The sequence below is a fragment of the Roseomonas populi genome (assembly GCF_024594815.1).
In the GTDB taxonomy this organism is placed as follows: domain Bacteria; phylum Pseudomonadota; class Alphaproteobacteria; order Acetobacterales; family Acetobacteraceae; genus Roseomonas; species Roseomonas populi.
Genome location: NZ_JANJOU010000008.1, coordinates 155,706 through 167,131, shown reverse-complemented (window position 1 = coordinate 167,131; position 11,426 = coordinate 155,706). Strand labels below are relative to the sequence as shown.

The following is an 11,426-nucleotide window of genomic DNA, read 5'->3' as shown; positions in this document are numbered from 1 at the left end:
CCGTCAGTCGAGGATCGGAGTCGCCTCCCGCGCAACGTGGTAGACGTTCCGCATCATCGTCCGCAGCACGCGGAACAAGGTCGTTCGGTCCTCGTCGCTGATACCTTCGAAGGCATTGGCGATTTGCGCGGCCGTGGTGGGCAACAGCACCTCAGCGAAACTCGTGCGGCCTTTCTCCGTCAGATTGACCCGCGTTGTCCGGCGGTCGTCCGTGGGGGAGGTTCGGCGGACGAGGCCGCGCTCCTCCAGGGTGCCTACGACGCGTCCAACGAATGAGCGCTCCAGCGTCGTGATGCGCGCCAGCTCAGTCAATGTGAGGTTGTCCGAGTACTGCAGAGTCGAGATCAGGCGCCAGTCCGATTGGGTGAAGCCGTGCCGACGAAGGTCCACGACGACGTTGCCGTCGAACCGGGTGAGGATGTGCGCCAGGAAGAACATCGGGTGGTCAAGGAGATCGAAGCGACTATCATGCTTCGTGTCCATGCTGGCCGTCCGGTCCGGCCGCTCACGTGAACGGGCCCCGTTACCTTTCATTTCGCATCGTTCCCGCTGCGGTGCGTCGCGGCTTGGTCATGTGGCCGGCGGAAGCGCCGGCCGGGCGATGCGCGTCCAACTGCGTACTCAAACTCCAGCCCTCTGCCGCTCTTCCCGCTGAAGATCGCAGAAAGCTATCGCATATCGCTCATCATCTTCCCAGCGCCCCAGGCTCGCCGCGCTTCGCCTTTGCTCCTAACCGGCGCCGATTGACCGTCATTGCTTCGTCGGCCGGCCGATCTCACGGGTGGCGGCGGAGCGGGGGAAAGGTGCCTGGGTGGGGCGGGCAGGTGCCCGACCCACCCACCTGCACTTACGCCGCCTCGAAGCGCACCGTCTCCGGCTCGGCGGTGCCGATCACCTGCCACACGGTCACCGGTCCCGCGCTGTTGTTGCGGAACCAGTGGCGGCGCCCGGCCGGGTTCATCACCAGGTCGCGCGGGCCCAGCTCAACCTCTACGCTGTTTCCGGCCTCATCCTCCCAGCCCACAGTCAGGCTGCCCTCCAGCACCAGGAAGGCGTCCTCCACATCGCGGGAATAGGGCTTCACGCCGGCGCCCACCGGGATGCCCAGCATCTCCTTGCGGCAGGTGTCGCTCTCGATGCCGCCAGGGCCGACATAGACCTTCCGGGTAAAGCCCGCCGGATCCCAGAGGGTCGGCTGCTCGCTGTGGCGGATCACGTAGCGCGCCATGTGCTGGTTCAGCGGGTGCTCGCCGGTGGGGCTGAAGGGGATGGTGTGGCCCGGCTCCGCACCGAAGCTGCGCGCCAGCTCCGGCGCGGTGTTCTTCGGGTGGTAGAGGTAGCGCGGCGGCAGCGGCTTGCCGACATCGACGCTGATGGACATCAGCACGGGCTCGATCCCGTCGTTGCGGAAGCCGTGGCCGATGTCGCGGGCGTTCAGGATCATGTCCTTCGGGCCGAGCTTCACCTCGACCACCTCGCCGTCCTTCTCCCATCCCACCGTCAGCACGCCGTCGATGATCAGGAAGCTCTCCTCGATCTCGTGCGCGTGGCAGGCCGCGTACTTACCGACGTGCTTGTAGATAAGGCTGACCGTGAAGTGCTCCGGCTTCAAGGTGGAGTTGTCGCCCACCTTCGGCGACCCGCCGGCGCCGATATAGCGCATCTGGGCGCGCTCCAGGTCCGGGAAGCCACGATTGCTGGGGAAGGCGTCCCAATCGAACGTCTTGGCGACGTGGCGGCCCACATGGGCGCGGAGCTCGGCCTCGAGGGTAGAGGGAACGGGGGCAAGGACGTTCATGGTGCGCTCTCCGGCTGCTTCCGGCCATCGCCGGCACAGCAAGACTATTCACCGCCCGTTTTGAATGCTAGACACCGTTTTATGGACAAACAGAGTAGCGCAGTCGGCGAGAGTGGCGGCCCGGTGGACGACCGCTACATCGTTCCTGGGCTTCAGCGCGGGCTGGAGGTGATGCTGGCCTTTACGCCGGAGCGGCGACGCATGACGCTGACGGAAATGGGGCAGGTCGTGGGCGTCACCCGCTCAGCCGTGTTCCGCATCGCCTACACGCTCGATCAGCTCGGCTTCCTCACCTACGATCCGGGCACGCGCACCTATGCGCTGGGGCCTCAGGTGCTCCGGCTGGGCTACGGCTATCTCGCCTCGCGCGACCTGCTGGAAGTGGCACGGCCGCAGCTCGAAGCGCTGCGCGACCGAACTGGCTGGTCCGCCCACCTTGGCGTGCTGGAAGGGCGAGAGGTGGTCTATCTGGCGCGGCTCCCTACGCGCCGGTCACTGTCCAGCGTGGTGCAGGTGGGCACGCGCCTGCCGGCGCACGCCACCAGCATGGGGCGCGTGCTGCTGGCCGCTCATTCCACCGCGGAGTTGCGGGACCTCTACGCCGGTGTGGCTCTGGAACAGCACGGGGCACGGACGCCCACTACCTTGCCAGCGCTGCTGGCCCAGGCGGAAGCCGATCGCAGCGCCGGCTTTGCCGCCCATGTCGCGGGTTACGAGGCCGGTGTCGCCAGTGTCGCCGCTCCTGTGCGCGACGTGACCGGCGCGACAGTCGCGGCCATCAACATCTCCACCGTCGCCCTTCTCACCTCGGAGGAGGAGCTGCGTGGCCCCCTGATGCGGGAGGTGGTGGGCACTGCCGCCCGCATCTCTGCCGCCCTCGGCTCCCGATCTGCCGATCCCCGCCCGCGCCAGGCCTGACCCCCTTCCTGCGGCACCATCCTTGCCACCGAACCTCGGAACAGATCCGCCCCTTCATCCAATGAGGTCCCCATGATCCACGTCCAGCCCACCCTGGCGCGCCGCGCATTCGCGCTCGGCGGCCTCGGTCTCCTCGCCCTCTCCCGCACCGGCCGCGCGGCCGAGGCCTGGCCCACTCGTCCCGTCACGGTCGTCGCCCCTTTCACCCCTGGTGGTCCGGTGGACGTGCTGGCACGCGTCATCGCCCAGGGAATCCAGGCGAGCACCGGCCAGCCAGCGGTGGTGGACAACCGCACCGGCGCCCAGGGCAACATCGGCATCGATGCCGTGCGCCGCGCCGCGCCGGACGGCAACACGCTGCTGCTGGTCCCGGCCGGGAACCTGACCATCAACCCCACGCTGATGAGAGACCTGACCTTCGACGTCGAGCGGGACTTCGCGCCCATCAGCCTTCTCGCCACCGCGCCCAACGTCATCGTCTGCGCCAATGATCTGCCCGTGCGCACGATCCCGGAGTTGATCGCCTATGCGAAGTCGCAGCGAGACGGCTTGACCTACGCTTCGCCCGGCGTCGGTAGCCAGCTGCACCTGGCGGGCGAGCTTCTGGCGCAGAAGACGGGCATGCAGATGCTGCATGTTCCCTACAAGGGCTCCAGCCAGGCACTGACGGACGTGATCTCCGGCAACGTGCAGCTGCTCTTCACCAACCTGCCCGCAACGCTGGCGGCGGTCCGCGGGGGGCAGGTGCGCGCCCTGGCCCTGACCACCGCCGCCCGCACCCCCGCCGCGCCGGAGATCCCGACACTGGAGGAACTGGGCGTGGGTGGGTTCGACATCACCTCCTGGTACGGCCTGCTCGCGCCGAAGGCGGTGCCCGGCACTACCCAGACGGCGATCTACGAGGCCATCCGGAGTGTGCTGCACGCCCCGGCCACGCGCGCCGCGCTGGAAGCCCAGGGCCTGGCCGTGAATGACGAGGGACTGGCCGAATTCGCCGCCCGCATCCGCAAGGAGACCGCGACCTGGGCCGAGGTGATCCGCAGCCGCAACATCCAGTCCGGCCTTTGACCGGCCGGCATCGGGAACGCCCGCTGCCTACGCCATCCTGATAGGCGGCAGAGCGCCAGTTCCATATCAGAGCCGCTGACCCAGGCGGTCAGCGGCAGTCGCGCGCCAGAGTGCACCCGCCCCGACGGCGGAACCATGCTGATGCACGTTGCAGGCCCGCAGGTGGTGCTTACCGGCGAGGTCTCGCCGCCGCCGAGGCAACGCCCGCCGCCGGGAAGCACATCCTCGCCGGCACGCTACGCGCGCTCGTCGCCGCGGCGCCGGAGCGACCGGCTCTTCGTTTGAAAACCCCAGGCACGGCCGAGAAGGGCATGCTCGGCCCCATGAACGGTTCATCCGCGAGCATCGTCGTGCCGGGCGCCGCCCCGGGGCTGGTCCGCGCGGCACCGGGGGATGGTTCCTCGCCACCCGCAGCCGGGCCCGGCCGCGGCGGTGGATTTCCGTTGCCTCACTACACGTTAAAGTTGTACTAACCGGGCGTTTCCACAACCTGCCACGGTCTTTCATCGAGCGGATCGCCCAACGTATGTTCATCCCCGGCGTGTCACGGCTTGGAGCAGCATCTTTCGGCGCCGGCCTCTTCGCGGTCGCACTGATGGCTTGCCCCGCATTTTCGCAGACGACCTAGACGGCGACCAGCACCTTCCAGGTCACGGCCACCGTCCTGAAGCTGTGCTCCGTGACGGCCACGAACCTCGCTTTCGGCGACTACACGCCGACGACGGCGCTCGACCAGGCCTCCAGCCTGTCGGTGCTCTGCACGACGAACACGCCCTACACGATCGCCCTGAACCTCGGCTCCGCCACCAGCCCGACCGCGCGGCAGATGACGAGTGCGAGCGCGACGACGACGCTGAATTACCTTCTATACCGGGACTCTTCGCGCACGGCGATCTGGGGCGAGACGACGGGCACCGATACCCTGGCAGGGAACGGGACCGGCGCCACCCAGACCATTCCCGTCTACGGCCGCATCCCCGCCGACCAGCGCCCGCAGCCCGGTGCCTACACGGACACCGTCACGGTGACCCTGACCTACTGAGGGGGGACAGGGATGCTGCCACCGCAGATTTCGCGGTTCCTGGCCGCTCTCGGGCTCGCCGGGGCCGCCTTGCTGCCACCCGGCCCGGCCCGGGCCGGTTCGCTCGAGGTTGCGCCGGTTTCCACGGACCTCATGCCGGGGCAGCAAACCTCCGTCGTGACCGTGACCAACCGGGACGCCACTCCGACCTCCGTCCAGGTGCGCGCCTTCGACTGGAGCCAGGACGCGACGCGTGACCGGCTGACGCCGACGCAGGACCTCCTGGTCAGCCCGCCCGCCTTCCAGCTCGCGCCGGGCGGATCGCAGGTGGTGCGCATGGTGCTTCGCCGCCCGCCGGCAGGGGGGGAGCGGGCCTTCCGCCTGCTCGTGGATCAGATTCCGAGCCCGGCCGATGCCGGGCAGCAGGTGCGCTTCGCCCTCCGCCTCTCGCTGCCGGTCTTCGCCCAGACAAGCGCGAACGGCCGCGCGCAGCTCGAATGGCGCCTCCAGCCGGGCGGGGATCTCGTCATCCTGAACCGTGGGACACGGCGCGCCCAGCTGGCCGGGTTGAGCCTGGCCGCGCCGGGTGGGGCCAGCATTCCGCTCGCCGCGCCGGAAAACCCCTACGTGCTGCCGGGGGTGGAGCGGCATTGGCGCCTGCGTGGCGCCCCGCCCCGCCCGGGGACCACGCTGCGCGCCACCGGAAACGGCGAGGCGGGGCAGTTCGCAGTGGATGTTCCGGTTTCGGGGCGCTGAGCCGGGCCGTACGGGTCGCGCCCTCCTGATCCTCGTCGCGCTGGCTCTTCTGCCCCTCCGCCCGGCCCGGGCAGAGGAGCGGGTCCTGCTGCTCGACGTGGTCGTCAACGGGCGGTCCGTCGGCATGATCGGCACCTTCACGGAGCGCGACGGCGTCCTTTCGGCGCGCGCGGAGGACCTGCGGAGCCTCGGGATCGCGGTCTCCACGGGGATCGCCGGCGAGACGCCGATCCCGCTCTCCAAGCTGCCGGGAATGAGCTTCCGCCTGGACGAGCCGAACCAGCAGATCAGCTTCACCGCCGGGGATGAGAGCCTGATCCCCTCCGAGCTGGGCCGCGGCGGGAGCGCGGCGCCTCCTCCTCGGGCTGAGGCCACCCTCGGGGCCTTGCTCAACTACGACATCAACGTGACCTCGGCGGCCGGCCGCACGCTGGGGGCCGGGTATTTCGAGGGGCGCATCTTCGGCTCCGCCGGCGTCTTCTCCTCGGATGGGCTCGCCTACAGCAGCACGGGGGAGGGGAGGGGGGATCCCTTCGTGCGCCTCGAGACGAGCTTTGTCCGGGATGATGAGGAGGCGTTGCGCCAGTACCGGCTCGGGGATTTCATCAGCGGTGGCCTGGCCTGGACGCGGCCGGTGCGCCTTGGCGGGGCGCAGGTGTCGCGCAGCTTCTCCCTGCGCCCGGATCTCGTGACCTTTCCGGTGCCGATCGTGTCCGGCTCGGCGGCCGTGCCGTCCACCGTGGACGTCCTGGTCAACGGCGTGCAGCAGCTCTCCACCACCACGGGAACCGGCCCCTTCGTCGTCCGCCAGCTTCCCGTCATCACCGGCGCGGGAGAGGTCTCCGTGCGCGTGCGGGACGCGCTGGGGCGCGAGACGACGAGCACCCTGCCGTTCTACGCCTCGTCCGCCCTGCTGGCCCCTGGCCTGTTCTCCTACTCGGCCGAGCTGGGCTTCATCCGCCGCAACTACGGCATCCTCAGCAATGATTATGGCCCGCTCGTCGGCGTGGGCACGCTCCGCTACGGCGTGACGAACTGGCTCACGGCCGAGGCGCACGCCGAGGGTGGTGCGGACCTGCAGATGGGCGGTGCCGGCGCGGCCATGTCGATCGGTGCGCTCGGGTCGGTCACCCTCTCCGCCGCGGGAAGCCGGGCGCGGGGCAGGGCCGGGGGCGACGAACTGGGCTGGCAGGTCGGCGCGGGATTGGAGCGCGTCTCCACCGGCCTCAGCCTCGGCGCGTCCGTCACCTGGGCGAGCGCCCGCTTCGCCGACGTCGCGGCGCTGGAAGGCGCCTCCTATCCGCGCCGGATCACGCGGGCAAGCGCGTCCGTGCCGCTGCTGGGCGGCGCGCTCTCCCTCGCCTACGCCGATGTCCGGCGGGACAAGGGATTGCGGCCCCGGGAAGACGAAAGGGGATTGTTCTTCGCAGATCTGCCGAGCGCCTCGATCCTGTCCGCGACCTACAGCCGCAGCCTGTTCGGCCGCGCGAACTTCTACGCCACCGGGTACACCGACCTGTCCGGCAACAGTGGCGAGGGCCTGCTGTTCGGCCTCTCCTTCGCCCTGGGAGATCGGACCACGGTGGCAGCCACTGCTTCCATGGACCAGGGCCGCGCCTATGGCGGCCTGCAGGCGTCGCGCTCCGCCGTGGCGGCGGGGGACCTGGGGTGGCGTGCCTACGCGGCAGAGGGAGGGCTGTCCCGCCAACTCGGGGAGTTGGAGTACAAGGCCCCGACCGGGCGCGTGCTTGCGGGGGTGGACCGCTTCTCCGGGGAGACGGCCCTGCGCGCCGAGGCTCGCGGCGCAATCACGGCCGCCACCGGTGGGCTCTTCCTCTCGGATACTGTCCAGAACAGCTTCGCGATCGTGGAGACCGGCCAATCCGGCGTCGGTGTGCTGCAGGAGAACCGGCCGGTCGGCCGGACCGACAGCCGAGGCAGGCTGCTCGTGACCGACCTGCGGGCCTACGAGCGCAACCGGATCGGGATCGTGCCGGGCGATGTGCCGCCGGATGCCACGGTCTCCGAGACGAGTCGCTTGGTCACGCCGCGGCAGCGCGCGGGCACCGTGGTGCGCTTCCCCATCTCCCGCGGCGCCAGTGCCCGCGTGCGGCTCGTCGATGCCGCCGGGAAGCCACTTCCGCTCGGCAGCATAGCCCTGCCCACCGAGGGGGAGCGCCTGCCGGTCGGGTACGATGGCGAGGTCTTCATGACGCGGTTGCAGCCCTCGAACAGCGTGGAAGTCCAGCTGCCCGATGGTGGCAGCTGCCAGGCGCGCTTCCCCTTCGTGCCGGTGGAGAACGACCTTCCCCTGGTCGGGCCGGTCCCATGCCGCTGAGTGCCCATGTCCGGCGGTGCGCCCTGTCGGCCTGGCTCCTTCTTTCAGTTGCTGGAGCTGCGCAGGCGGCCTGCTCCGTGCAGGCAACGCCGCTCGCGTTCGGGAACTACTCGCCGGTCAGCACAAGCCCGACGCAGTCGGTCGGAACGGTCACGGTGCGCTGTGCCACGCTGCTTGGCCTGAACCTATCCTACACCATCGCGCTTTCGGCGGGGATGAGTGGAAACCCGGGAAACCGGTACCTCAGCAGCGGCTCGGCCAACCTGCGATACCAGCTCTACCAGGATGCTGCCGGAAGTATTCCCTGGGGTGACGGCTCGTCGGGGACGACCCCCCTAACGGACCGGCAGCTTCTCGTGCTGCTGGGCACAGGGAAGAGCTACTCCATCTACGGGCGGATCATGGCCAGGCAGAATGTTCCGCCGGGAACCTATCAGGACACGATCGTGGTCACCGTAACGTACTGAACTGCTGCGCAGCTTTTGGGTGCGGGCTGGCCTTGCAGCCCTGGATCAGTAGGTCACCGCCACGACGATGACCCCCTGGCTCTCGGGCAGTGTCGCGAGCGTCCAGGGTATGCTGGCCCCCGATCCCGCTGGTACGGCTTGCGGCAGAGAGGTGCCCGTTGCTCCCGGGCGGAGCCGTGGGGCGGAGCCACCTGATGCGTGCGCCACGAAAGGCATGCTGCCGGCACAGGAAACGGCGAGGGCGGCCCGTTCCGTCGCGGACGCGATGCAAGAGGGCGCACGGACCACCGCGCTCACAAGCAGGGCATGGCGCACCTGCTCGGCGCGGAGATCGCCGCCTGCCATGAGGCCGGTCGAGAGGATCAGGCCTGTCAGCCACCGCGTGGCGTGTCGCATCTCAATAGACCTGGAAGGCGGGTGGGGGGCTCATTTCTTATCGGCCCAGGCTAGATGCACAACGTTAATCCGAAGTGTACGGCTCCGATCTCACAGCGAAGTCACCGGGCAACCCTATCGCCCGCGGCCGCGGCGGTGGGAGCGCCCTTGGCGCGGGTGGCAGCATCCGCTGGCCCCTGGAAGCCGACCGTTGCGGAGTTGACCAGCCAAAACGGGGCGCCCAACCTGATCAGCGCGGGAGGACGCACGGCTCAAGATGGCGGACGCCATCTGGACGCCGGCATGATCCGGCGATCCGGGGAGGCATGACAACGGACATGGAACTGTCGGAGACGCATCTGGCGCTGCGCGCGGCCGCGCGCCGCTTCGCTGAGTCCAAGATCGCCCCCCAAGCCTCCGAACTCGACGAACAGGAGCGGTACCCTTCGGAACTCTATGCTGAACTTGCCTCGCTAGGGCTCTTCGGCATCACGGTGCCCGAAGCGCTGGGCGGTGTCGGCGCCGATGTCCTGTCCTATGCGCTGGTGATGGAGGAACTGTCGCGCGGCTACGCCTCCGTCGCCGATCAGGTAGGGCTGGTGGAGTTGCTGGGCACGCTGCTCACGCAGCACAGCACGCCAGCGCAGCAGGACCTCTATCTCCGGCCCCTGCTGCGGGCGGAGCGGCGCTGCGCCTACGCACTGACGGAAGCGGAGGCCGGCTCGGACCTCGGCGGGCTGAAGAGCACGGCGCGCCGGGACGGGGATGGCTGGGTGCTGGATGGGGCCAAGCTGTGGATCCACAATGCGCCTGTGGCCGATTTCGCTGCCGTCCTCGCACGCACGGATCCGGGCGCGGCGCATCGTGGCATGTCCATCTTCCTGGTGGACCTCGACCGCCCCGGCGTCGCGCGGGACCGCAAGGAGCACAAGATGGGCCAGCGCGCCTCGCCCGTGGGGGGGCTGCACTTCGATAGCGTGCGCCTGCCGGGAGACGCGATGCTGGGGCCGGAGGGCCGCGGCTTCCACATGATGATGTCGGTGCTGGACAAGGGGCGCATCGGCATCGCTGCCCTCGCCGTCGGGATTATTGAGGCGGCGCTGGAGGACAGCATCGCCTATGCGAAGCAGCGGCGGCAGTTCGGTCAGCCCATCGCGGATTTCCAGGCAGTGCAGTGGATGATCGCCGACATGGCCAAGGACGCGCATGCCGCCCGACTCATGGTGCATCATGCCGCCCGCGTGCTGGATTCGGGCGGCCGCGCGACGCTGGAAGCGAGCATGGCGAAGTGCTTCGCCTCCGATGCCGCCGTGGCGCGCACGGCGGATGCCGTGCAGATCCATGGGGGCAGCGGGTACATCCGCGGCGTGCGGGTGGAGCGCCTGTTCCGCGATGCGAAGATCACGCAGATCTATGAGGGGACGAACCAGGTGCAGCGCATGATCATGGCACGGGCGCTTCTCGCATGAGTGCGCGTCCTGCGGCCCTCGTCACCGGCGCGCGGCGCGGCATCGGGCGGGCCACCTGCGCGGCGCTGGCGGCCCGGGGCTTCGACGTCTTCGGCGCGGATCTGTCGGATGATGGCGTGGCGGAAACAGCAGCCGCGGTGGAGGCAGCCGGCGGCCGCTTCACCTTCCGGCAGGCCGATGTTGCGGCGCTGGAGGGGCATCCGGCGCTGCTGGATGCCGCCTGGGAAGCGTTTGGCGGGCTGGAGTGCCTGGTGAACAATGCCGGGGTCGGAGCCATGCGGCGCGGCGACCTGCTGGAGGTGACGCCGGAATCCTGGGACCGTGCCTTCGGCGTGAACGTGCGGGCCGGGTTCTTCCTGGCGCAGGGCGTGGCGCGGCGGATGTTGTCGGAGGGCGCGCCGGTGCGGGGAGCGCGCAGCATCGTCTTCGTTTCCTCGGCCAATGCGACCCTCGCCTCCCCGGAGCGGGGCGAGTACGCAGCCTCCAAGGCGGCGGCCTCGATGGTGGCGCGCGTCTTCGCACTACGCCTCGCGGAGGAAGGGATCGCGGTGCACGAGATCCGGCCCGGGGTGATCCGGACCGACATGACGGCGCCCGTCGCCGCCGCCTACGAAGCGCGGATCGCGGCCGGCCTCTCCCCCATTCGCCGTTGGGGTGAGGCCGAGGATGTGGGCCGCACCATTGCTCTTCTGGTGGCAGGCGACCTGCCTTTCACGACGGGCGACGCCTTCCACGTGGATGGCGGCCTGCATCTGGGGCGGCTGTAATGCCGGACCACCGCCTGCATTACGAGGAGATCCCGGAGGGGCTGAACTGGGAGACGCCGGGCATCACGGTGACGGAGGCGCATGTCCTCGCTTTTGCCGGGCTGACGGGCGACTTCTACGACCTGCATGTCGACGACGATTATGCCCGGTCGCTCGGCTACCCGACGAAGGTGGCGCACGGGCTTCTGGGCCTGGCGCTGGCGGATGGGTTGAAGAACCGGTCCTCCGTGCAACTGGCGGCGATCGTTTCCTTGGGTTGGCGCTGGAGCTTCACCGGCCCGATCCTGCCGGGGGACCGGATCAGCGCCACCATCCGGGTGACGGCCCGGCGGGAGACGAAGCGGCCCGAACGCGGGATCGTCACGCTGGATCTCGACCTGCGCAACCAGCGCGGGGAGACGGTGCAGCGCGGCGAGAACGACATGATGGTGCATCGCCGGCCCGGTTGA

Annotated in this window: 11 protein-coding genes and 1 pseudogene; 9 read left to right on the top strand and 3 right to left on the bottom strand. The window is 69.5% G+C overall.

The features are described from left to right. Positions 1–3: 3 nt before the first annotated feature. Together NRP21_RS11570 and NRP21_RS11565 are read right to left on the bottom strand one after the other, a co-directional pair. Positions 4–483 (bottom strand): MarR family winged helix-turn-helix transcriptional regulator, encoded by a 480-nt coding sequence (locus NRP21_RS11570; protein ID WP_257716352.1) that lies wholly within the window; start codon positions 481–483, stop codon positions 4–6. A gap of 364 nt (positions 484–847) precedes the next feature. Beyond that, positions 848–1,798, bottom strand: coding sequence for a cupin domain-containing protein (locus NRP21_RS11565; protein WP_257716351.1), 951 nt, complete (start codon positions 1,796–1,798; stop codon positions 848–850). An 81-nt stretch (positions 1,799–1,879) separates the two neighbouring features. Between NRP21_RS11565 and NRP21_RS11560 the strand changes: the two genes are divergently transcribed. The 6 genes and pseudogenes from NRP21_RS11560 (at position 1,880) to NRP21_RS11535 (ending at position 8,366) form a co-directional block, all read left to right on the top strand. Then, positions 1,880–2,716, top strand: coding sequence for an IclR family transcriptional regulator (locus tag NRP21_RS11560; RefSeq protein ID WP_257716350.1), 837 nt, complete (start codon positions 1,880–1,882; stop codon positions 2,714–2,716). A gap of 72 nt (positions 2,717–2,788) precedes the next feature. Further along, positions 2,789–3,784 carry a Bug family tripartite tricarboxylate transporter substrate binding protein gene (locus NRP21_RS11555; protein WP_257716349.1) on the top strand — a complete coding sequence of 332 codons (996 nt, stop codon included), beginning with the start codon at positions 2,789–2,791 and terminating at the stop codon, positions 3,782–3,784. 643 nt (positions 3,785–4,427) lie between these two features. Then, positions 4,428–4,826 (top strand): annotated as a pseudogene (locus NRP21_RS11550) (Csu type fimbrial protein); the annotation flags it as partial. 12 nt (positions 4,827–4,838) lie between these two features. Further along, a complete protein-coding gene (locus NRP21_RS11545) occupies positions 4,839–5,561 on the top strand; it encodes a fimbrial biogenesis chaperone (RefSeq protein WP_308219882.1) in 723 nt (240 codons plus the stop codon). After that, positions 5,539–7,899: a fimbria/pilus outer membrane usher protein gene (locus NRP21_RS11540; protein ID WP_257716348.1), complete on the top strand. Its 2,361-nt coding sequence runs from the start codon at positions 5,539–5,541 to the stop codon at positions 7,897–7,899. The genes NRP21_RS11545 and NRP21_RS11540 overlap by 23 nt, the downstream gene beginning before the upstream one ends. Then, a complete protein-coding gene (locus NRP21_RS11535; protein WP_257716347.1) occupies positions 7,890–8,366 on the top strand; it encodes a Csu type fimbrial protein in 477 nt (158 codons plus the stop codon). Before NRP21_RS11540 ends, NRP21_RS11535 begins: the two co-directional genes overlap by 10 nt. A gap of 45 nt (positions 8,367–8,411) precedes the next feature. Here NRP21_RS11535 and NRP21_RS11530 read toward each other — a convergent pair whose 3' ends face one another. Then, the gene (locus tag NRP21_RS11530; RefSeq protein WP_257716346.1) at positions 8,412–8,762 is read right to left on the bottom strand and encodes a hypothetical protein; all 351 of its coding nucleotides are present in this window, start codon (positions 8,760–8,762) and stop codon (positions 8,412–8,414) included. 317 nt (positions 8,763–9,079) lie between these two features. On the opposite strand from NRP21_RS11530, the gene NRP21_RS11525 reads away from it, so the two are divergent. Genes NRP21_RS11525 through NRP21_RS11515 form a run of 3 tightly spaced genes read left to right on the top strand, consistent with a single transcriptional unit; the run spans position 9,080 to position 11,426 of the window. Next, positions 9,080–10,210 carry an acyl-CoA dehydrogenase family protein gene (locus tag NRP21_RS11525; RefSeq protein ID WP_257716345.1) on the top strand — a complete coding sequence of 377 codons (1,131 nt, stop codon included), beginning with the start codon at positions 9,080–9,082 and terminating at the stop codon, positions 10,208–10,210. Continuing rightward, on the top strand, positions 10,207–10,977 hold the full coding sequence (locus tag NRP21_RS11520; protein WP_257716344.1) for a 3-ketoacyl-ACP reductase: 771 nt from the start codon (positions 10,207–10,209) through the stop codon (positions 10,975–10,977). The genes NRP21_RS11525 and NRP21_RS11520 overlap by 4 nt, the downstream gene beginning before the upstream one ends. After that, positions 10,977–11,426 carry a MaoC family dehydratase gene (locus NRP21_RS11515; protein WP_257716343.1) on the top strand — a complete coding sequence of 150 codons (450 nt, stop codon included), beginning with the start codon at positions 10,977–10,979 and terminating at the stop codon, positions 11,424–11,426. The genes NRP21_RS11520 and NRP21_RS11515 overlap by 1 nt, the downstream gene beginning before the upstream one ends.